Genomic DNA, 21,720 nt, shown 5'->3' on the forward strand with positions numbered 1-21,720 from the left:
GTCGCCTGGTTGTTTGTGCCATGTCGCTACGGTTGCATCAGCAACTGATTCAGGTAAATCTGGAACCAGAATTTCAATTGTCATATCTGTTTCTTCCTTTAACTTCTAGTTCTTAATTCGAAGTTTTTGAGTTCACGTTCAGAGCGTCTTCAACCAACGCTTTTTGTTGTTTCAAGTGCACCGACATGTAGCCAACTGCTGGCGAAGCAGAAGCTGGGCGACCTGCGTATTTAAGATTTGCACCTGCAGGAATAGCGGCACGGAAGTTATGTTGGCTACAGTACCAAGCACCTTGGTTCTGAGGTTCTTCCTGACACCACACGAAGTCTTCAACGTTAGTGTATTGAGCAATTGCTGCTTGTACTTCTTCCATTGGGAATGGGTAAAGCTGTTCAATACGCACGATAGCAACATCGTCTTGCTCGTTGTTACGGCGCTGCTCTAGTAGGTCAAAGTAAACCTTACCAGCACAGAACACGACACGTTTCACTTTGCTTGGTTCTAAATCATCTACTTCTGGAATTGCAGATTGGAATGTACCATCCGCCAAGTCTTCAATCGTTGAAGTACATAGAGGGTGGCGCAGCAAAGATTTCGGCGACATAACAATGAGAGGTCGACGCATTGGGCGTACAACCTGACGACGAATCATGTGGTACACCTGAGCCGGTGTTGAAGGAACCACAACCTGCATATTTTGCTCAGCACAAAGCTGAAGGTAACGCTCTAAACGTGCAGATGAGTGCTCAGGGCCTTGACCTTCATAACCATGAGGTAGAAGCATAGTAAGACCGCACAAACGCGCCCACTTTTGCTCGCCTGACGAGATAAACTGGTCGATAACAACTTGTGCACCGTTGGCAAAATCACCAAACTGTGCTTCCCAGATAGTTAAACCACCTGGTTCGGCTGTTGCGTAACCGTATTCAAACGCCAACACAGCTTCTTCTGACAATACTGAGTCAAAGACTTGGAATGGCCCTTGGTTGTCATGAATATTCGCTAATGGAATGTAAGTGCTTGCATCGGTTTGGTTATGAAGAACCGAGTGACGGTGGAAGAAAGTACCACGACCCGAGTCCTGACCTGAAAGACGAATACGCTTGCCATCGTCAACCAATGTAGCATACGCCAATGTTTCAGCCATACCCCAGTCAATAGCTTTTTCACCGGTCATCATTGCTATACGATCGTTGTATAGCTTATTAACACGGCTTTGCAGTTTATGGCTTTCTGGGTACTGACACAGACGATTGCCTAGCTCAACAAGGCGTGTCTTGTCGTATTTTGAATCCCACTCCATATCCCATTCATGCCCTAAGTAAGGGGACCAGTCTACAGAGTGCAACGCCATTGGACGCCATTCTTTAACAACCACTTCACCGCGATCTAATGCATCGCGATACTCATTGACTAACTGAGTCGCCGTCTCGATATCTGACTCATTTTTATCGATCAGAACATCTGCATACAATTTGCGTGGTGTAGGATGCTTTTTGATTTTCTGGTACATCAAAGGCTGAGTCGCATTTGGCTCATCTGCCTCATTGTGACCGTGGCGACGGTAACACACAAGATCGATCACGACATCGCGCTTGAACTCGTTACGGTAATCCAATGCAATGCGAGTAACAAAAGCAACTGCTTCTGGGTCATCTGCATTTACATGGAAAATTGGCGCCTGCACCATCTTCGCGATATCGGTACAGTACATCGTAGAACGCGTGTCACGAGGATTAGACGTCGTAAAGCCTACTTGGTTGTTGATGACGATACGTACCGTACCACCAACTTGGAACCCACGAGCAAGAGACATGTTGAACGTTTCGGCAACCACACCCTGACCAGCGATTGCAGAATCACCGTGGATGGTGATAGGAAGTACTTTGCTACCTTGATTATCACCCAAGCGGTCTTGACGTGCTCGAACTGAGCCCATGACTACCGGGTTTACGATTTCTAGGTGCGATGGGTTAAATGCAAGTGCTAAGTGAACATCACCGCCTGGAGTCGCAAAATCAGCAGAGAAACCTTGGTGATATTTCACATCACCCGTACCCCAAGTTTCGTCGTGTTTACCTGCGAACTCATCAAACAGGTCTTGAGGTTTCTTACCAAGTACGTTCACCAGCATGTTCAAACGACCGCGGTGAGCCATACCGATAACCACTTCACGCATTCCACTTGTACCCGCATGACGGATCAACTCTTTCGTCATCGGAATCAGCGCATCACCACCTTCTAAAGAGAAACGTTTTGCACCTGGGAATTTCGCCCCGAGGTAACGCTCCAAACCTTCAGCGGCTGTTAGCTCTTCTAGGAATGTGCGCTTCTCATCTTTGTTGAATGATGGCTGGCCTACGACAGACTCAAGGCGTTGCTGAATCCAACGCTTTTGCTCTGTGTCAGTCATGTGCATGTATTCAGCACCGATGGAACCGCAATAAGTTTTGTTGAGGGCTTCATAGATATCTTTCAACTTCATGGTTTCTTGCCCAACAGCAAAAGAACCTACGTTGAAAGTTTCTTCGAAGTCATCTTCGGTAAGATTATGAAAAGCAGGGTCTAACTCCGCCACTGTTGGGCGTTGCCATAGACCTAGTGGGTCTAATTCTGCAGCTTCATGCCCGCGGAAACGGTATGCGTTGATTAGCTGTAGAACTTTTACTTGTTTTGCATCGACATCTGGGTCACTAACTTGGACATTGTAATGCTTTGTTTCTCTAGCGAGTCGTCGGAAGTAGTCACGGACACGTGAATGTGGTTGTTCTGCCACTTCTTCTGATGGCTTAGGCAAGCCTTCAAAAACACGTTTCCACTCCTCACTTACCAGATCGGGATCACTTAGATACAGTTCGTAGAGGTCCTCTACATACGTTGCATTGGCGCCAGCCAAGTGTGAAGACTCGAGCCATGCCTTCATCACGCCGTTGTGCATATTTTCCCTTAACCAGTAGTTTTCACGTTTGCTTCGGTCTTTGCCGAGCTATAAGAGCCGACTAAAAATACGGTCGGCAATTTTTGTATTCTTTACTCGAATATTACTGAAGCAGTGAAGCGGTCATATCGGGTGATCCGCAACACTGCGACATTCCTAAGAGCGAGTAAATTAAACCGAACGATTAACCAACATCGACTTAATGTGACCGATGGCTTTCGTCGGATTTAATCCCTTAGGACAAACACTTACACAATTCATGATGCCATGGCAACGAAAAACGCTAAATGCATCATCAAGATCAGACAAACGTTCATCTGTTGCCGTATCGCGGCTATCAATTAGCCAACGGTACGCTGCGAGAAGACCAGCTGGGCCGATGAATTTATCAGGGTTCCACCAGAATGATGGGCAAGACGTTGTACAACATGCACACATGATACATTCGTACAATCCATCTAAATGCGCACGGTCATCAGGCGATTGTAGATTCTCACGTGATGGTGGTAATGCACCATCATCAATCAAGAATGGTTTAACTTTCGCATAGTTATCATAGAACTGCGTCATGTCAACGATAAGATCGCGCACGACAGGTAACCCTGGTAGTGGACGAATAACTATCTTATCGCCTTGTAGAGCAGATAACGGTGTGATACACGCTAGGCCGTTTTTACCATTCATATTCAAACCATCAGAACCACATACCCCTTCACGGCATGAGCGACGGAACGCGATGCTTGGATCTTGCTCTTTTAGCAGAATCAATGCATCAAGCACCATCATGTCTGAGCCTTCGTCTACCTCAAGGGTATACTCTTTCATGTAAGGCTTAGTATCCACATCCGGATTGTAACGGTATAAAGAGAAGTTTAATTTCATAGTCGTATCCTCCCTTTAGTATGTACGTACTTTCGGCGGGAAAGCTTCACGATGCGTTGGCGTCATGTTCACATCACGCTTAGTCATCGCTTCTGTTTCCGGATTGTAGATAGAGTGGCATAGCCAGTTCTCATCATCACGCTCAGGGAAATCGAAACGAGCATGTGCGCCACGACTCTCTGTACGGTAGTTCGCTGCAACGGCAGTTGAAAACGCGGTTTCCATCAGGTTATCAAGTTCTAGACACTCAATACGCTGCGTGTTGAACTCTGAAGACTTATCCGCTAGATGTGCATCTTTCAAACGTTCGCGAATCACTTTCAACTCTTCTAGACCGGTTGCCATCGCATCGCCTTCACGGAATACCGAGAAGCTATTTTGCATGCATGCTTGTAGGTCTTTACGAATCTGAACCGGATCTTCACCACCAGTGCTGTTTTCCCAACGCATAGTACGCGCTAGAGACGCTTCAATATCAGATTCTGTTGCAGGACGAGCTTCCGCTTGCGCTGCTAGCGTTTCGCCAAGGTGCAAGCCAGTAGCACGCCCAAAGACGACCAAGTCTAGTAATGAGTTGCCGCCCAGACGGTTAGCACCGTGTACCGATACAGAAGCAATCTCACCACATGCGTAAAGGCCTTGTACTTCCATCTCGCTACCGTCGGCCTTCTGCTTAATTGCTTGGCCAGAGACTTGAGTAGGTACACCACCCATCATGTAGTGACAAGTTGGAATTACTGGAATTGGCTCTTTCACTGGGTCAACGTGTGCAAATGTACGAGACAGTTCACAGATACCTGGTAGACGTGATTCAAGTACTTCTTTACCAAGGTGATCAAGTTTCAACTTGATATGTGGACCCCAAGGACCATCACAGCCGCGGCCTTCACGAATTTCAATCATCATTGAACGAGCAACCACGTCACGACCAGCAAGGTCTTTCGCGTTTGGTGCGTAGCGCTCCATGAAGCGTTCACCATCTTTATTTAGAAGGTAACCACCTTCACCACGACAACCTTCCGTCACTAGAACACCCGCGCCAGCAATACCTGTTGGGTGGAACTGCCACATTTCCATGTCTTGCATTGGAACGCCTGCGCGAAGTGCCATACCAACGCCATCACCCGTGTTGATGTGCGCGTTAGTGGTCGATGCGTAAATACGACCTGCACCACCTGTAGCTAGAATGGTTGCTTTCGATTTGAAGTAACAGATTTCACCCGTTTCCATACAAATCGCAGTACAACCCATGATTGCGCCGTCTTGGTTTTTCACAAGATCCAAAGCGTACCACTCCGAGAAGATGGTTGTTTTGTGTTTTACGTTTTGCTGGTAAAGCGTGTGAAGAAGTGCGTGACCAGTACGGTCTGCAGCAGCGGCTGTACGAGCAGCCTGCTCACCACCAAACTCTTTAGATTGGCCACCGAATGGACGTTGGTATATGGTACCGTTATCAAAACGAGAGAATGGAAGACCCATTTTTTCAAGCTCGATAACTGACTCAGGACCATTTTTACACATGTATTCAATCGCGTTCTGGTCACCGATGTAGTCGGAACCTTTAACGGTATCGTACATGTGCCATTGCCAATCGTCTTTGTGCGAGTTACCCAGAGCAACGGTAATGCCGCCCTGTGCAGACACAGTATGAGAACGTGTTGGAAATACTTTTGACAACAAAGCACATGATAGGCCTTGCTCTGAAATTTGTAGTGCAGCGCGCATACCTGCACCACCAGCGCCGATTACTACGGCATCAAACTCACGAACTGGAATAGACACTTACGCACCCCACAGAATAAATAGACCAGAGAAGACATAGCCGAATAGCACGGCAATAACACCAAGTTGTAGTGCGCCACGTAGTTTCGCGCACTTAATGTAATCAGTTAATACTTGCCACAAACCAACCCAAGCGTGAATCAGGATCGAGACAAGTGCCAACATGGTGAATACTTTAGTGAAGGTACCACCAAAGAATTGGGTCCAAGATGCATAAGAGATATCTGAAAATGCACAGAAGCTAATCAGATAAATCGTGTATAGCGTCATAATGATTGCAGTTGCACGAATTAGTAGGAAATCGTGTACACCATTACGACCAAATGAAGATACGTGTTTTACCATACCAAGATCCCCGCCAATAATGATAATACTGCTGTTGCACCAAACGCGACTTTAGCGCTCATCGTGCCTGAATCTAGTTCTTCAAAGTGACCTAGATCCATCAATAAGTGACGGATACCACCTGCGATGTGGTAGGCAAGTGCAGTAAGAATTCCCCACAGGATGAATTTTACGAAGAAGCTATCGACGATGTCAGCGGCTTCCATAAAACCCATTGGGGATGACAGAGAAATGGATAGTAACCACAGTAATATACCCACCGCAACAAACGTAATTACCCCAGACACACGGTGTAGGATGGATGCGATTGCTGTGATAGGAAAGTGGATGGTCTGTAGATCTAAATTAACAGGTCTTGACTTTCTTTCTTTCACGGGCTTGCTCACTCAGCTCCATTGAGCATTTATTGTTATAACCAATTTCAGCTTCCAAACGTACAAAAGTTAACATCTATTTAACAAATATCGCGAGTAACCACTCAGATAATTGTAAACAAGTTGTTAACAAACGGAATCCAGCAACAAACCTCACTCTTTGTTTCTAGCCCCGAATTTATAAGGATTTAACTAAAATTTTCTTTGCCAATATACGGCGAGCAACATTCTAATACAATTGGTGTAACAAATTATGCTACATAGAACAGATTTTTAACGATTTTCATGAGAAAAATCATAACAAGTGCACACAAAGATGGAGAAAAATTGACTTTAAGCTTTAACAACAGTACAAAAATGGCACATAAACATCCTGGACGGATTAAATAATAAACAAAGGAGATTGTTATGGCGGATAAGAAAGCGACCCTTCATGTTGAAGGTCAAGCGCCAATCGAACTGCCAATTATGGACGGTACGCTAGGTACACCTGTAATTGACGTTCGTAAGCTGGGAGCCAATGGTTACTTTACTTTTGACCCAGGTTTTCTTGCCACTGCATCTTGTGAATCATCAATCACGTACATCGATGGCGGCAAAGGTATTCTTTTGCACCGCGGTTTCCCGATTGATCAATTAGCCAATAACGCAGATTACTTAGAAGTATGTTACATCCTTCTTTATGGTGAAGCCCCTACCCGAGAACAATACGAGCAATTCAAAACGACCGTTACTCGTCACACAATGGTACACGAGCAAATCGCAAGCTTTTTCCATGGCTTCCGACGCGATGCACACCCAATGGCGGTAATGTGTGGTGTAGTTGGAGCACTTGCAGCCTTCTATCACGACTCTCTTGACATTAACAACGACGAACACCGCGAAATTGCAGCGTACCGTCTGCTGTCAAAAATGCCAACACTGGCGGCGATGTGTTACAAATACTCTATCGGTCAGCCATTTATTTACCCTCGTAACGACCTTAGCTACGCTGAGAACTTCTTGCATATGATGTTCGCAAATCCTTGCGAAGAATATGAAGTAAATCCTGTGGTTGCCCGTGCGATGGATAAGATTTTCACTCTACACGCGGATCATGAACAGAATGCGTCGACATCAACTGTACGCCTAGCTGGCTCTTCTGGTGCGAACCCATTTGCATGTATTGCCGCTGGTATTGCATCCCTTTGGGGACCTGCTCACGGTGGTGCAAACGAAGCCTGCTTGAGAATGCTAGAAGAGATTGGCAGCGTCGATAACATCCCTGAATATGTAGACCGCGCGAAAGACAAAGATGACCAATTCCGCTTAATGGGCTTTGGTCACCGCGTTTACAAGAACTACGACCCACGTGCGACAGTAATGCGCGAAACGTGTCATGAAGTTCTCAAAGAGCTAAACATTCAAGACCCTCTGCTAGACGTTGCAATGGAACTTGAGCGCATTGCGCTTTCTGATGAGTACTTCGTGTCTAAGAAGCTGTACCCGAACGTAGACTTCTACTCAGGTATCATTCTTAAAGCGATTGGTATTCCAGTTTCTATGTTTACGGTTATCTTCGCGATTTCTCGTACCATCGGCTGGATTGCTCACTGGAACGAAATGCATAGCGATCCACTGAACCGCATTGGTCGTCCTCGTCAGCTATACACTGGCGAAACACAACGTGAGTTTTCTCCACTTCACGAACGTGAATGATCTTTTAGTACGAAGATAGACAAACAAAAGGGTTGAGATTTTCGTCTCAACCCTTTTTCTTTTCAGCACTTAACGTTACGAATAGCGAACGTTAAACCGGATTATCTATATCGATAAACTCCACATGTAGGCCGTATTCATCCGCTAGCCATTTGCCTAAGGCCTGAACACCATAACGCTCAGTAGCATGATGACCTGCAGCAAAGTAATGAATGTCCATTTCACGAGCGGTATAAGTGGTGCGCTCTGAAATTTCTCCAGAGATAAATGCATCCAGCCCGTGCTGTACAGCAAGTTCAATGAAATCCTGCCCTCCACCAGTGCACCAGCCGACTGTCTCAATCATCTTATCGGTATTCTCTGGAGCGATATGCAGAGGCTCTCTATCAAGAACTTGGTTGATCTTACTCGCAAATTCAACACCAGACATCGGCTTTTTCAAGCGCCCAAACATAGCAACTGACTGAGGGTGCCCTTCAAGCCCACCTTCTACTTCGATTTCAAGTAAGCGAGCTAATTCAGCGTTGTTGCCTAGCTCTGGATGAATATCTAGAGGAAGGTGATAACCATATAAGTTGATATCATTTTTGATCAGGCTACGAATTCGTTTACCTTTCATGCCACGAATTGGCTCAGGCTCACCTTTCCAAAAATAGCCATGATGAACAAGTAATGCGTCTGCATTAAGCTCAATCGCTTTATCGATTAAGGCTTGGGAGGCAGTTACGCCAGTGATAACACGCTTTACCGCTGATTTCCCTTCTACCTGTAACCCATTTGGTGCGTAATCTTTAATTAACTGCGGTGACAGTTTGTCATTAAGAATCTGTTCTAGCTTTAAGTTATTCATTATTACTTCCAATTTCTAGCGCATGTAAACCTAAATAACCTCTCGATGGAATCAGACGAAAGAGTGCAACCTAGTTGATACAACAACGTTTTGACATCTGGCACCTTGATATCATTTAGGTCTTTGAAGTGTATCTCGAACCCTAATATCGATGCTAGCCACCCTACCCTCAAAAGCAAATTTAGTTACAATAACAAAGCTTGTCGCCTCACCATAAATTTAGGGATACGGATGAACCAACTGCAACGCTTTTACCAATGGATCGCCACTTCACCTCCGCTTTTCAAGTTACGCCCTCCGTTTGCAACCTTAGAAGATGTCTCGGTCAAACCTTTGAATAGCTCAGAACAATACAATGGTAATCCGAGACTGGGTTTTTTATATCAGCACCTATGCACTGCGGCTCTTTCTAATTCAGAACGATATCAGATTATTGCCGAAGAAATTCAGTTAAACGACGCTGAAGGTAAGACCATTGGTGCTGTCGATTTGGTGTTGAGGAATACAGAATCAAATCAAATAGAACACTGGGAAGTGGCGATTAAGTTTTATCTTCTTTACAACGGCGTTTGGTATGGCCCGAATGCTCACGACCAGTTACATGCAAAATTGGATAGAATGCTCACGCATCAGCTGAAAATGAGCGATCGCCCGGAATTTCAAAAAATAATTCCTTTAAACGACTCTCCAGAAGAGCGCCTAATGATGCAAGGACGACTCTATATTAATCCGTTTACTCCAGAGCCAACTCCTAAGGAGTGCTTGGGTTATGAATTAAATCCAAGTCAGATTAGTGGTTACTGGTGCTATCAAAGTCAATGGGATTTAATTGGTAAACCACTTTATCATTTACATAAACCATGCTGGGCGATCGGTACAGACGATTTCTCTCAACCTATTGAAAAGCCTTTAGATCGATTCATACACGCACAAACGGAAGACGGTCAATTCTGGTTTGTGGTACCAGATTCATGGCCCGGAGATAAAGCGGTTCGGGGCACTTAAACATGAAAGGGTTGATGTTTTCACATCAACCCTTTGCTAGATACATTGACCATTGGATGTTTTACAAACCAGCGGCTGCAAATACTTGATTAACTATTTCTTGTGCTTCAGCTTCGATTTGTTTCAGATGTTCTTCACCTTTGAAGCTTTCACAGTAAATCTTGTAGATATCTTCTGTACCTGATGGACGAGCAGCGAACCAACCGTTAGCTGTCGTTACTTTAAGGCCACCAATCGCAGCACCATTGCCTGGTGCATGCGTTAGACGAGCAGTGATCGCATCACCTGCTAGAGTTTCAGCCGCAACCATTTCTGGTGACAACTTCTTCAATACGTCTTTTTGTGGGCCATTTGCTACAGCTTGAATACGGTTGTACTTCGACTCACCGTGCTTCGCCGCTAGCTCTTCATAGTAATCTTGAGGGTTCTTACCCGTTACCGCAGTGATCTCTGCTGCTAGAAGGCATAGCAAGATGCCATCTTTGTCTGTTGACCAAGGCGTGCCATCTTTACGAAGGAATGACGCACCAGCACTTTCTTCGCCGCCGAAACCAAACTTACCAGTGTACAGACCGTCTACAAACCATTTGAAACCAACAGGCACTTCACATAGCTCACGACCTAGATCCGCAACAACACGGTCAATCAGCGCACTTGAAACTAGTGTTTTACCAACAGCGACGTCTTTACCCCACGCGTCACGATGACGGTACAAGTAGTCAATACAAACGGCTAAGAAGTGGTTCGGGTTCATCAAACCTTTTGGCGTAACGATACCGTGACGGTCGTAGTCAGGATCGTTACCAAATGCTAAATCGTATTCGTCTTTCAGTGCCAATAGACCCGCCATTGCGTAAGGAGAAGAACAGTCCATACGCACAACGCCGTCTTTATCTAGCGACATGAATTGGAAAGAAGGATCGATCGATTCACTTACTAGCGTTAGGTCTAGGTTGTATGCCTGACCAATTTGACGCCAGTAATCGATACCGCTGCCACCCAATGGATCTACACCAATCTTCAGGTTCGCTTTTTGGATTGCTTCCATATCGATAACGTTCACCAGGTCATCAATGTATGGCTTCACCAAGTCCATCTCTACAAACAGATCCGATGCTTTTGCTTCTGCTAGTGGTAGGCGTTTAACACCTTGTAAACCTTCAGCAATCAATTCGTTCGCACGATCTTCGATAGCTTGAGTCAACTCAGCTTCTGCAGGACCACCATGTGTCGGATTGTATTTGATTCCGCCGTCTTGTGGTGGGTTATGTGATGGGGTAATAACGATACCGTCTGCTTTTTCATCGTGTTTGATGTTGTAAGTCAGAATCGCGTGTGAAATACCCGGTGTTGGCGTGTAACCGTTGTCTTGCTGGACAATCACTTTCACACCATTTGCAATCAATACTTCAATCACACTTGAAAAAGCAGGCTCAGATAGCGCATGCGTGTCTTTACCCACAAACAACGGGCCAGTTGTGCCTTGCTCAGCACGAACTTCTGCTACCGCTTGAGCGATCGCTAAAATGTGGTTTTCGTTAAAAGTGTGCTTGTCTGCAGTACCGCGGTGGCCAGAAGTACCAAATTGAACTTTGTGTTCTGCGTTTGCCGCGTCTGGTTGAAGTAAGAAGTAGTTAGCAACGAGTGCTGGGATATTGTGAAGATCTTCCTGCTGCGCTTTTTGCCCAGCACGAGGGTGCATAGCCATGTTTGACATCCTTTCTTTCAATACAAATAAAATTAAAAAAGCCTCATAATATCCGCTCACTGCGACGCATTATGAGGCTTCTATCAGGTTTCTTAGATTGAACCTGTTACTTTTTCTATTAAGTCAGGTTGGAACCCCATGTGTGCCATCACTTGTTCAACCATCTGTCTTTTACGACTTGTATTGTTATTCGTGATAACCCAAAACGGTGTGCCAGGAATGGCTTTTGGCTTGGTCGTATTACCGTTTGCTAGCAAGGTTTCTTCATTATCTGCAAAGTACACGCGTTTGCGTCCTTTTACATTCGTAGCCTGGGCGAAACCTTCTGGATTCAATTTATGTAAGGTCGATAATACCAACATAAAGCGATCAATCGCTTTTTTTAGACCGGCAAACTCATCAGAAATAAGCAGCGAACGCATTTCTTTCACTACATCAACAGATTCCGTTTTACCCGCATCTTTACTTACTACAATCCCTTGTGGCTTCTCTACTACAGGCGCGGCTTTAGCTTCCTGCAACTGACCATCAAGGTTTAAAAGGCGTCGCAAAATATCCGAGGCGCTTTCACCGATATGCTTAGTTTGACTAGCTATATAACGGTATAGATCCTCATCAACCTCAATTGTTTTCATTCGCTTTTCACATTCTCAATGTTTAAACTCTGGGGGATTATAACGAGATCCACGCGGATACTCCACGTTAAACCCATCACGAATAAGATAAAATGTCAGCATTACTCAACTATAAGCAGGAAGGCCAAGGCCAAACAGTTGTTTTGATTCACGGATTGTTTGGTAGTTTAAGTAATCTGGGTCTACTCGCCCGCGATCTTATTAAAGATCACACGGTGATCAGTATTGATCTGAGAAATCACGGCCTCTCTTTCCACTCCGAAGTCCATAACTATACCGATATGGCAAAAGATGTGGCTCAGCTCCTTCAGCACTTAAACGTTGAGCCATCTATTGTTATTGGTCACTCCATGGGCGGAAAAGTCGCGATGGCTCTTGTGGACATTGCTCCAAATGTAGTCAAGCAGTTAGTCGTTCTCGACATGGCGCCTGTAGCCTACACTACGAACCGTCACGATAATGTTTTTAACGGCTTACATGCTGTTATTAATGAAAAACCAGCAAATCGACAGCAAGCCATGGATATCCTAGCTCAACATATTGAACTCGATGGTGTAAGACAATTTCTCTCTAAATCACTGTACAAAAATGGCGATAAGATGGATTGGCGGTTTAACGTACCGAGCCTTTTTGAGAATTATGACCAAATTATTGGCTGGCAAGAAATCACACCAACAGATATCCCAACTTTATTTATCAAAGGCGGCGACTCTGACTACTTAATGCCAGAACATCAGCCGGCAGTGAAGCGACAATTTAACCATGCTAAAGCACACATTATCGCTGGCACTGGTCACTGGTTACACGCCGAGAAACCGACAGAAGTAATGAGAGTCATTCGAAAATACATTTCCAGTTAACAAATTCGAAAAGCAACACTAGATTATTGAAATAACCCTTCTTGTAGTGCATTAACTTTACCGTTTAACAGTGGTATAGTGCGCCCAAGATTTTTCGGCATGAAGGGCTAAAATGCTTTACGACTATATGGATATGCTCGAGTCTATTGGGCTCGATCTTCTTTTTGCTGCTATCTTTTTTTTCATCGGGATGGCGATAAAAGATGTGCTAAAGCAAGGCAATGTACCTGTTTTTGGTCGTCGTATTGTGTGGTTAGTCCTTTTCCTAGGCTGTGCTGGCTTTATTGCAAAAGGTGTAATTCAGCTAACTTGGGAAGGCTCAGGGTTAGGTTAAACCCTTAGTAGCATCGCCAATAACAAACAATGTAAAGGTATAGACTCTATGGCAAGTGTAGGTATCTTCTTCGGTAGCGACACAGGTAATACTGAAGCCGTTGCAAAGATGATTCAAAAGCAACTAGGTAAACATCTAGTTCACGTTCAAGACATCGCGAAAAGCAGCAAAGAAGACATTGATAACTTCGATCTTCTTCTTCTAGGTATCCCAACTTGGTACTACGGCGAAGCACAATGTGATTGGGATGACTTCTTCCCTGAACTTGAGCAAATCGACTTCTCTACTAAGCTAGTGGCTATCTTTGGCTGTGGCGACCAAGAAGACTACGCAGAATACTTCTGTGACGCGATGGGCACAGTCCGTGATATCGTTGAATCTAAAGGCGGCACAATTCTTGGCCATACCTCGACAGAAGGCTACGAATTTGAAGCGTCTAAAGCACTTGTTGAAGGTGACGAAAGCCAATTCGTAGGTCTATGTATTGATGAAGACCGCCAACCAGAATTGACTGACGAGCGTGTTGAAAGCTGGGTTAAACAGATCTATGAAGAGATGTGTTTAGCTGAGCTAGAAGGCTAATCAAATTGAATGATGCAAAGACCTCCACTTGGAGGTCTTTTTGTATGTATTGTCACACAGCATCGGTAAGTACTTCCTCTTCGCGATACTGAGGTTTCTTTCTTACATAAAGCTTGCGTTGAACCTCTGAAACCACATTCCCCTGTTTATCTTTTACATGAGTAATAAACTCAGGAAAGCACTTTTCTCCATTCCGTGTCATTTGATAAATGTTTTCCAGCATCCCTTCAGTGACCTCAAATTCTGCAAACAAATCACTTTGCCCCGGCTTAATAAAGTTAATGCTTGCCTCTTTATCCCACACATAATATTCCTCTCGTAGAATCCCCATCAGCATCAACGAGTAAATAGGATCAGTTAAAGAGAAAATACTGCCGCCATATTGGGTGCGATTGGCATTTTTATTCCACCAGCGAAGCTTTAAACGTACCTTTACAGTACGGAAGTCTTGAGAAATATGTAAGATTTTAATACCCGCCCCCCAAAAAGGAGGCCAAATATTGAGTGCGAACTTTACAATTCCTGGTTTGTATATCTTCGCTAGTCGCCTATTCATCGCTATCCCTGCCCTCTCCAAGCTTAATGTTACACAATTGTAACTGGTCAGAGCTGTAATATAATGGACCTGTTTCTAATTTACAAAAAGATTCTATTAACCCTTTGAAGTTCGTGGTTTAATGTTCCGAACGCTTATCCTATAATGGTAGGAAGATTGAATTCTGTTAAATCGCTGCAGATGATCCAACGGGAAAGTATATGTCAGATAATAATCAGGCGCTGAAGGATGCGGGTTTAAAAGTAACCCTTCCGAGGCTAAAAATTCTAGAAGTACTTCAGCAGCCAGACTGCCAGCACATCAGTGCTGAAGATTTGTACAAAAAGTTGATTGATCTAGGTGAAGAAATTGGCCTAGCAACTGTTTACCGAGTTCTAAACCAGTTCGACGATGCTGGTATTGTAACTCGTCACCACTTTGAAGGTGGAAAGTCAGTCTTCGAATTATCGACTCAACATCACCACGACCACCTAGTGTGCCTAGACTGTGGTGAGGTAATTGAATTTTCTGACGATCTTATTGAAGAACGTCAAAAAGAGATTGCAGCTAAGTACAATGTCACACTAACAAACCACAGCTTATACTTGTACGGCAAGTGTAGCGATGGTGGTTGTAAAGACAATCCAGATGCACACAAACCGAAAAAATAAGGGTTTGTTAATTTAAAAAGTAAACGTCAGCACATGCTGGCGTTTTTTGTTTCTAGAAGTCAGTACCTTAGACGTCAGTACTTTGGTTACAGAACAAAAGCTACTAAACACCCATCTTTTTTCTCCACAGTTTTGCACATCTATATAGCACTCTGTGGGATTAGGTATAAAAAATGCCAGCGTTTGCTGGCATTTTTTCATCGTTCTCAGCATTAATTGAGATTATTGATTCTCAATTTTTGCCCAGGTATCACGTAGACCAACCGTGCGGTTGAATACTAGATTATCTGCTGAAGAGTCTTTCGAGTCTGCACAGAAGTAACCCATACGTTCAAACTGGTAACCTTTTTCTGCTTCTGCAGAAGCTAGGCTAGGCTCGACGAAGCCATTGATCACAACTAATGATTCAGGGTTGATAGTAGAAGCAAAATCTTCCGCTGCGCCTGGGTTTGGCACCGTAAATAAACGATCGTACAGACGAATTTCCGCTGGAAGAGCTTTATCAGCTGACACCCAATGAATAACGCCTTTCACTTTACGACCATCTGCTGGGTTTTTACCTAGCGTATCTGCATCGTAAGAACAGAAGATCGTTGTGATGTTGCCTTCGGCATCTTTTTCAACGCGCTCAGCTTTGATCACGTAAGCACCACGTAAACGAACTTCTTTACCTAGCACTAAACGCTTGTACTTTTTGTTCGCTTCTTCACGGAAGTCTTCACGCTCAATCCACAATTCACGCGTGAATGGCACTTCACGCACGCCCATTTCAGGTTTATTTGGGTGGTTGGCAACTGTCAAGTTTTCTACTGCGCCTGCTTCAAAGTTTTCGATAACAACTTTAACAGGATCCAGTACAGCCATTGCACGCGGAGCGTTCTCGTTTAGGTCATCACGAATACAAGATTCTAATGAACTAAACTCGATCATATTTTCTTGCTTCGTTACACCAATACGCTTACAAAACTCACGAATAGATGCAGGTGTGAAGCCACGACGACGCAGACCTGAGACAGTCGGCATACGTGGATCATCCCAACCATTAACCAGTTTTTCAGTAACTAGCTGGTTAAGCTTACGCTTAGACATCACTGTGTATTCAAGGTTTAAACGACTGAACTCGTATTGATGTGGACGGCTTTCGATCGTGATGTTGTCTAGAACCCAATCGTACAGACGACGGTTATCCATGAATTCAAGCGTACAAATAGAGTGCGTAATGCCTTCTAATGCATCAGAAATACAGTGCGTAAAGTCGTACATTGGGTAAATGCACCACTTATCACCAGTTTGGTGGTGCGTAGCAAAACGCACACGGTATAAAACTGGATCGCGCATGACCATGAATGAAGAACCCATGTCGATTTTAGCACGAAGACACGCTTTACCTTCTTCAAATTCACCAGCGCGCATTTTTTCAAACAACGCCAAGTTCTCTTCAACAGAACGGTCACGGTATGGACTTGGTTTACCTGGCGCCTTTAGTGTGCCGCGGTATTCACGAATTTGCTCTGGACTTAGCTCATCTACGTACGCTAAGCCTTTGTTAATCAATTCAATTGCATATTCGTAAAGCTTATCGAAGTAGTTTGATGAGTAACATACTTCACCACTCCACTCAAAGCCCAACCAGTTTACATCTTTCTTGATAGACTCAACGTATTCGATGTCTTCTTTTTCAGGGTTTGTATCGTCGAAACGCAGATTACATTGACCCTGGTAGTCCTGAGCAATACCGAAGTTCAAACAGATAGACTTAGCATGACCGATATGCAGGTAGCCATTTGGCTCCGGCGGGAATCGAGTATGCACGCTAGTGTGTTTACCATCCGCTAGATCTTTATCAATGATCTGGCGAATAAAGTTTGATGGACGAGCATCAGCTTCACTCATCTATAGCACCTCAAAAATATTAGTATTGTCAGAGAAAACGGAACCCTGTATCCAAGTATGGTTTCACAGAGTACATTGTTCCTAATGATCCACAATTCTAAGCAATTAGACAACAAGAACTCGCTCTAAAACGACAATATTTATTGAGTTGGCGTGAAAGCAAAGCAGATTCAAAGGGCCTAAACGAAAAAAGGCCTCCTGCGGAGGCCTTTTGCGATGTTGTAGTATCAATTGTTTGCAATACCAATAACAAACAATCGCACCACTATTAAACAGTTAAGCTGGTAACTGAACACCACTTAAGTCTTCATCTTTAGATACATTCTTCATCTCACCAGCAACAATCTCTGCTAGTGGACCAAGGATAACTTGTAGGTTGTTTGTACCTAGCTTCACAACTCCCATAGCTCCAAGATCTTTCAGAGTTTTCTCATTGATAACGCTCATATCTTTCACAGAAAGGCGCAAACGAGTAATACAGGCATCGATAGAACTTAGGTTGTCATGACCGCCAAGTGCTTTCAAGTACTGACGAGCAAGCTCTGAAGAATTGCTTGATCCAGCCACGTTAGATGAAGCTTCTTCATCATCTTCACGTCCCGGTGTTTTAAGGCCAAACTTAACAATCACGGTACGGAACACGAAGTAGTAAACCGCAAAGAAACCAAGACCTTGTACAATGAGCATGTACCAGTTTACCGCTAGCGGGTTACGAGTCGACAATACTAAGTCGACTAAACCAGCAGAGAAACCGAAACCTGCAATCCACTGCATTGATGCCGCGATATAAACTGATAGACCAGTCAGCGCTGCGTGAAGAACGTACAGTCCTGGAGCAAGGAACATGAATGCAAATTCAAGTGGTTCTGTTACACCTGTAAAGAATGAAGCAAACGCAGCCGCAATCATGATAGATGCCACTTTCTCTTTATTCTTTGATTTCGCAGTATGGTACATCGCTAGAGCAGCGCCTGGTAAACCAAACATCATGATTGGGAAGAAGCCCGCTTGGTACATCCCCGTAACACCTACCGTTGCCGTGCCTTCAGCTAATGATTTCGCACCGCCAAGGAAGTTTGGAATGTCATTAATACCAGCAACATCAAACCAGAACACTGAGTTTAGTGCATGGTGCAGACCAACAGGAATTAGAAGACGGTTGAAGAATGCATAAACACCTGCACCTGCTTCACCCATACCTTGAATGCTTTCGCCAAAACTGACCAGACCGCCGTAAACTGATGGCCAAACGTACATCAGGATGAACGCAATAACGATACCAGCAAAAGACGTTAGGATAGGTACAAGACGCTTACCAGAGAAAAACGCCAGTGCTTTGTGCAGCTCTACGTGAGAAAAACGGTTGTACAACTCAGCAGAAACAATACCAACCAAGATACCTACGAACTGGTTATTGATTTTACCAAATGCAGCAGGTACTTCACTTGGGTCAATGCCTTGAATTTGTGATACTGCACCAGGGGCCAAAAGCGTTGTGACAACTAAGAAGCCCACGAAGCCTGAAAGTGCAGCGGCGCCATCTTTGTCTTTAGACATTCCGTAAGCAACACCAACAGCGAACAATACTGACATGTTGTCAATGATCGCTGCACCAGCTTTAATAAGAAATGCAGCAAGTGCACTGTTTGCGCCCCAGCCATTTGGGTCGATCCAGTAGCCAATACCCATGAGTATTGCTGCTGCAGGAAGTGTGGCAACCGGCACCATAAGCGCCTTACCCACCTTCTGGAAGTATCCGAGAATGTTCACCTTAAGTTCCCCCTATAGGATTAGATGTTATGTTGAATGACTTATTTCAGCCGTCCAATTTAGTCATCCTAAGTTTATGATATTAATTTTGCTCCGCAAATTAAAAGCTCACCGTTTGTGATCATAATCACCACAATTTACCCTTTCGGAAGGTTTTTGCTAGCGAGATCATAAAACTTATTTTATTATACGAAAAAATGGCGTTTTAAAGATAATATTCTCGCACTTTATGCAAGGCAGAATCAGTGTTATTTTGGTATCTAGGCGGGTAAATCACTGTAACTTTGCTCTGAAAAAGAATCATAAAAAACCATACAATTATTACTTTTCAGTTAGTTACTATGACAATAACATCGATAAAACGCGACTTGCTGTATGTGACTCGTTATCTAATTCAGTGATACAAACTAAGTACCCATATGACTGAAGCAGTCTCTACTTAGATAACGATATAGAAATTGAATTCTCATCTATAAGGACTAGCTGACTATGTACGCGCTAAGTAACTGTAAAATTTATACCGGTAGTGATGTTCTTACCGATCATGCGGTCATCATCGAAAACGATCTTATTCAATCTATTGTGCCGGTTTCTGAGCTACCTCAAAGCATCGAAGTAAAAGACCTTGCAGGCGCTAATCTAAGTCCAGGCTTTATCGATCTGCAGTTGAACGGTTGTGGCGGTGTAATGCTAAACGATGCAATTACCCCTGAAACCATGCAAATCATGCACCAGGCAAACCTCAAATCTGGCTGTACTAGCTTCCTGCCAACACTCATTACATCATCTGATGAAGATATGCGAACTGCAATTGCCGCAGCTCGTGAGTACCACAACAAATATCAAAATCAATCGCTTGGTTTACACCTCGAAGGTCCTTACCTTAACGTCGCGAAAAAAGGCATCCATAACGTCGATTTTATTCGCCCATCAGACGAAAGCATGATCGACCTTATCTGCGCAAACGCCGATATCGTAGCGAAAGTAACACTAGCACCTGAGCATAACGACCCAGAGCATATTGCGCGATTAAAGGCTGCTGGCATCGTGGTTTCAATTGGCCACACAAATGCAACCTACGCCGAAGCACGTAAAAGCTTTGAAGCAGGCATTACTTTTGCTACACACCTCTTTAATGCAATGACACCAATGGTTGGTCGTGAACCAGGAGTTGTTGGTGCAATTTACGATACTCCTGACGTTTATGCTGGCATTATTGCTGATGGTTTTCACGTCGACTACGCAAACATCCGAATTGCTCATAAAATCAAAGGTGAAAAGCTTGTTTTGGTGACGGATGCCACAGCTCCAGCAGGTGCTAACATTGATCACTTTATTTTTGTCGGTAAGAAAGTATATTACCGAGATGGTAAGTGTGTTGATGAAAATGGCACGCTAGGCGGCTCAGCTTTGACAATGATTGAAGCAGTTCAGAATTCAGTTGAGCACGCGGGGATCGCTTTAGACGAAGCTCTACGAATGGCCACGTTATACCCAGCAACAGCAATTGGTGTTGAGGATCGCCTTGGCCGAGTTCGAAAAGGGATGGTTGCAAACCTGACTATTTTCGATCGTGACTTTAAAGTAAAAGCGACGGTTGTTAACGGACAATACGAGCAAAATTAAGCATGAATGGCGGACAGATTGGTAATGTAGATTTAGTAAAACAGCTTAACAGCGCTGCGGTATATAGGCTGATTGATCAGCAAGGTCCTATCTCCCGTATTCAAGTCGCGGACGTGAGTCAGCTCGCGCCTGCTAGTGTTACCAAAATAACCCGCCAACTTTTAGAGCGCGGCCTTATTAAGGAGGTCGCCCAACAAGCTTCAACTGGTGGTCGTCGTGCGATCTCTTTGACTACTGAAGTCAAACCTTTTCACTCGATTGCCGTTCGCTTAGGTCGAGATTACGTACAGTTCAGTTTATACGATTTAGGTGGCACCGCGCTGGCAGAAGATCAGCATGAACTGCACTACACTAACCAAGCAGACTTAATCGCAGGACTTATCGATTTATTAAAAGATTTCGTAAGCCGTTGCGAAGACAAAATTGATCAACTCATCGCTATCGGCATCACTTTACCGGGCCTTGTTAACCCAACAACTGGCGTGGTCGAATACATGCCTAATACCGATATCGATAATCTTGCTCTCGGTGAAATTGTTGGAGAGAAGTTTAATACAGCATGCTTTGTTGGCAACGACGTACGTGGCATGGCGTTGGCTGAGCACTACTTTGGAGCAAGCCAAGACTGCCAGGATTCTATTTTGGTTAGTGTCCACCGCGGTACTGGCGCAGGTATTATCGTTAACGGCCAGGTTTTTCTTGGTTTTAACCGCAACGTCGGTGAAATTGGTCATATCCAAATTGACCCGCTTGGTGAGCAATGCCAATGTGGAAACTTTGGCTGTTTAGAAACCGTAGCTGCAAACCCAGCGATTATTCAACGAGTGAAGCAACTGATTACTCAAGGATACGAATCAAGCTTAACCGACCTTGAAAACATCACAATTGAAGCGGTATGTCAGCACGCAATGAATGGTGATGAACTTGCGAAACAGAGTTTAGTGCGAGTAGGCAACCAGCTAGGTAAAGCGATTGCGATTACGGTTAACTTATTTAATCCACAGAAAATTGTAATTGCTGGCGATATTACTGCAGCACAAGATATTGTTTTCCCTGCAATTCAACGCAACGTAGAGAATCAATCTCTTAAAACTTTCCATAACGACCTCCCTATCGTGGCTTCTCACATTGATAAGCAGCCAACGATGGGCGCATTTGCGATGATTAAACGCGCTATGCTGAACGGAGTTTTGTTACAAAAGTTACTGGAAGACTAAGTTTATACAACCAAT

General features: G+C 44.2%; 19 protein-coding genes. 8 read left to right on the plus strand and 11 right to left on the minus strand.

Annotated features, from left to right (window positions below; genetic code table 11):
• Positions 1-112: 112 nt before the first annotated feature.
• The 5 genes from sucA to sdhC form a co-directional block, all read right to left on the minus strand.
• Positions 113-2,938: a 2-oxoglutarate dehydrogenase E1 component gene (gene sucA, locus R8O70_RS21290; RefSeq protein WP_115385809.1), complete on the minus strand. Its 2,826-nt coding sequence runs from the start codon at positions 2,936-2,938 to the stop codon at positions 113-115.
• A gap of 171 nt (positions 2,939-3,109) precedes the next feature.
• Positions 3,110-3,820: a succinate dehydrogenase iron-sulfur subunit gene (locus R8O70_RS21295; protein WP_005382174.1), complete on the minus strand. Its 711-nt coding sequence runs from the start codon at positions 3,818-3,820 to the stop codon at positions 3,110-3,112.
• Between the two features lie 15 nt (positions 3,821-3,835).
• Entirely contained in the window at positions 3,836-5,602 is a 1,767-nt protein-coding gene (gene sdhA, locus R8O70_RS21300; RefSeq protein WP_005382172.1) for a succinate dehydrogenase flavoprotein subunit, read from the minus strand.
• Positions 5,603-5,947, minus strand: coding sequence for a succinate dehydrogenase, hydrophobic membrane anchor protein (gene sdhD / locus R8O70_RS21305; protein WP_005382169.1), 345 nt, complete (start codon positions 5,945-5,947; stop codon positions 5,603-5,605).
• Complete coding sequence (gene sdhC / locus R8O70_RS21310; protein ID WP_017634811.1) at positions 5,941-6,333, minus strand: succinate dehydrogenase cytochrome b556 subunit; 393 nt, start codon at positions 6,331-6,333, stop codon at positions 5,941-5,943. The genes sdhD and sdhC overlap by 7 nt, the downstream gene beginning before the upstream one ends.
• 396 nt (positions 6,334-6,729) lie before the next feature.
• Between sdhC and R8O70_RS21315 the strand changes: the two genes are divergently transcribed.
• Positions 6,730-8,019: a citrate synthase gene (locus tag R8O70_RS21315; protein ID WP_258623742.1), complete on the plus strand. Its 1,290-nt coding sequence runs from the start codon at positions 6,730-6,732 to the stop codon at positions 8,017-8,019.
• A gap of 91 nt (positions 8,020-8,110) precedes the next feature.
• Here the strand turns inward: R8O70_RS21315 and R8O70_RS21320 are convergent, their stop codons facing one another.
• A complete protein-coding gene (locus R8O70_RS21320; RefSeq protein WP_213876688.1) occupies positions 8,111-8,869 on the minus strand; it encodes a Nif3-like dinuclear metal center hexameric protein in 759 nt (252 codons plus the stop codon).
• Positions 8,870-9,100: 231 nt separating this feature from the next.
• Here R8O70_RS21320 and R8O70_RS21325 point away from each other — a divergent pair, with 231 nt between their 5' ends.
• Entirely contained in the window at positions 9,101-9,874 is a 774-nt protein-coding gene (locus R8O70_RS21325) for a DUF1853 family protein (RefSeq protein ID WP_258623743.1), read from the plus strand.
• Between the two features lie 61 nt (positions 9,875-9,935).
• Here the strand turns inward: R8O70_RS21325 and pgm are convergent, their stop codons facing one another.
• Together pgm and seqA are read right to left on the minus strand one after the other, a co-directional pair.
• Complete coding sequence (gene pgm, locus R8O70_RS21330; RefSeq protein ID WP_025766986.1) at positions 9,936-11,582, minus strand: phosphoglucomutase (alpha-D-glucose-1,6-bisphosphate-dependent); 1,647 nt, start codon at positions 11,580-11,582, stop codon at positions 9,936-9,938.
• Between the two features lie 92 nt (positions 11,583-11,674).
• The gene (gene seqA, locus R8O70_RS21335; RefSeq protein ID WP_005382149.1) at positions 11,675-12,217 is read right to left on the minus strand and encodes a replication initiation negative regulator SeqA; all 543 of its coding nucleotides are present in this window, start codon (positions 12,215-12,217) and stop codon (positions 11,675-11,677) included.
• A gap of 92 nt (positions 12,218-12,309) precedes the next feature.
• Here seqA and R8O70_RS21340 point away from each other — a divergent pair, with 92 nt between their 5' ends.
• From R8O70_RS21340 to fldA, 3 genes are all read left to right on the plus strand, one after another.
• Entirely contained in the window at positions 12,310-13,077 is a 768-nt protein-coding gene (locus R8O70_RS21340) for an alpha/beta fold hydrolase (protein ID WP_017819953.1), read from the plus strand.
• A gap of 112 nt (positions 13,078-13,189) precedes the next feature.
• Positions 13,190-13,411, plus strand: a complete 222-nt coding sequence (locus tag R8O70_RS21345) for a DUF2788 domain-containing protein (protein ID WP_005393038.1) — start codon at positions 13,190-13,192, stop codon at positions 13,409-13,411.
• A 48-nt stretch (positions 13,412-13,459) separates the two neighbouring features.
• The gene (fldA, locus tag R8O70_RS21350) at positions 13,460-13,993 is read left to right on the plus strand and encodes a flavodoxin FldA (protein WP_005382146.1); all 534 of its coding nucleotides are present in this window, start codon (positions 13,460-13,462) and stop codon (positions 13,991-13,993) included.
• 52 nt (positions 13,994-14,045) lie between these two features.
• On the opposite strand, the gene R8O70_RS21355 is transcribed toward fldA, so the two are convergent.
• A complete protein-coding gene (locus tag R8O70_RS21355) occupies positions 14,046-14,549 on the minus strand; it encodes a DUF4442 domain-containing protein (protein ID WP_005382144.1) in 504 nt (167 codons plus the stop codon).
• A 200-nt stretch (positions 14,550-14,749) separates the two neighbouring features.
• On the opposite strand from R8O70_RS21355, the gene fcrX reads away from it, so the two are divergent.
• Positions 14,750-15,199, plus strand: a complete 450-nt coding sequence (gene fcrX / locus R8O70_RS21360; protein WP_005382141.1) for a ferric iron uptake transcriptional regulator FcrX — start codon at positions 14,750-14,752, stop codon at positions 15,197-15,199.
• A gap of 222 nt (positions 15,200-15,421) precedes the next feature.
• Here the strand turns inward: fcrX and glnS are convergent, their stop codons facing one another.
• Positions 15,422-17,092, minus strand: coding sequence for a glutamine--tRNA ligase (gene glnS / locus R8O70_RS21365; RefSeq protein WP_005382124.1), 1,671 nt, complete (start codon positions 17,090-17,092; stop codon positions 15,422-15,424).
• Between the two features lie 276 nt (positions 17,093-17,368).
• On the minus strand, positions 17,369-18,862 hold the full coding sequence (gene nagE, locus R8O70_RS21370; RefSeq protein WP_005384985.1) for an N-acetylglucosamine-specific PTS transporter subunit IIBC: 1,494 nt from the start codon (positions 18,860-18,862) through the stop codon (positions 17,369-17,371).
• 489 nt (positions 18,863-19,351) lie between these two features.
• On the opposite strand from nagE, the gene nagA reads away from it, so the two are divergent.
• Both nagA and nagC read left to right on the plus strand, forming a co-directional pair.
• On the plus strand, positions 19,352-20,488 hold the full coding sequence (nagA, locus tag R8O70_RS21375; protein WP_005384983.1) for an N-acetylglucosamine-6-phosphate deacetylase: 1,137 nt from the start codon (positions 19,352-19,354) through the stop codon (positions 20,486-20,488).
• Between the two features lie 2 nt (positions 20,489-20,490).
• A complete protein-coding gene (nagC, locus tag R8O70_RS21380; RefSeq protein WP_005382105.1) occupies positions 20,491-21,705 on the plus strand; it encodes a DNA-binding transcriptional regulator NagC in 1,215 nt (404 codons plus the stop codon).
• The last annotated feature ends 15 nt before the right edge of the window (positions 21,706-21,720 follow it).

Source organism: Vibrio sp. 779(2023) (assembly GCF_033344285.1).
Lineage (GTDB): Bacteria > Pseudomonadota > Gammaproteobacteria > Enterobacterales > Vibrionaceae > Vibrio > Vibrio alginolyticus.

What these genes read in the sequence shown, in the direction of transcription:
- sucA (WP_115385809.1), bottom strand. Translation starts at nt 2,938, where the DNA reads ATGCACAACGGCGTGATGAAGGCATGGCTCGAGTCTTCACACTTGGCT.
- R8O70_RS21295 (WP_005382174.1), bottom strand. Translation starts at nt 3,820, where the DNA reads ATGAAATTAAACTTCTCTTTATACCGTTACAATCCGGATGTGGATACT.
- sdhD (WP_005382169.1), bottom strand. Translation starts at nt 5,947, where the DNA reads ATGGTAAAACACGTATCTTCATTTGGTCGTAATGGTGTACACGATTTC.
- R8O70_RS21315 (WP_258623742.1), top strand. Translation starts at nt 6,730, where the DNA reads ATGGCGGATAAGAAAGCGACCCTTCATGTTGAAGGTCAAGCGCCAATC.
- R8O70_RS21320 (WP_213876688.1), bottom strand. Translation starts at nt 8,869, where the DNA reads ATGAATAACTTAAAGCTAGAACAGATTCTTAATGACAAACTGTCACCG.
- R8O70_RS21325 (WP_258623743.1), top strand. Translation starts at nt 9,101, where the DNA reads ATGAACCAACTGCAACGCTTTTACCAATGGATCGCCACTTCACCTCCG.
- pgm (WP_025766986.1), bottom strand. Translation starts at nt 11,582, where the DNA reads ATGGCTATGCACCCTCGTGCTGGGCAAAAAGCGCAGCAGGAAGATCTT.
- seqA (WP_005382149.1), bottom strand. Translation starts at nt 12,217, where the DNA reads ATGAAAACAATTGAGGTTGATGAGGATCTATACCGTTATATAGCTAGT.
- R8O70_RS21340 (WP_017819953.1), top strand. Translation starts at nt 12,310, where the DNA reads ATGTCAGCATTACTCAACTATAAGCAGGAAGGCCAAGGCCAAACAGTT.
- R8O70_RS21345 (WP_005393038.1), top strand. Translation starts at nt 13,190, where the DNA reads ATGCTTTACGACTATATGGATATGCTCGAGTCTATTGGGCTCGATCTT.
- fldA (WP_005382146.1), top strand. Translation starts at nt 13,460, where the DNA reads ATGGCAAGTGTAGGTATCTTCTTCGGTAGCGACACAGGTAATACTGAA.
- R8O70_RS21355 (WP_005382144.1), bottom strand. Translation starts at nt 14,549, where the DNA reads ATGAATAGGCGACTAGCGAAGATATACAAACCAGGAATTGTAAAGTTC.
- fcrX (WP_005382141.1), top strand. Translation starts at nt 14,750, where the DNA reads ATGTCAGATAATAATCAGGCGCTGAAGGATGCGGGTTTAAAAGTAACC.
- glnS (WP_005382124.1), bottom strand. Translation starts at nt 17,092, where the DNA reads ATGAGTGAAGCTGATGCTCGTCCATCAAACTTTATTCGCCAGATCATT.
- nagA (WP_005384983.1), top strand. Translation starts at nt 19,352, where the DNA reads ATGTACGCGCTAAGTAACTGTAAAATTTATACCGGTAGTGATGTTCTT.
- nagC (WP_005382105.1), top strand. Translation starts at nt 20,491, where the DNA reads ATGAATGGCGGACAGATTGGTAATGTAGATTTAGTAAAACAGCTTAAC.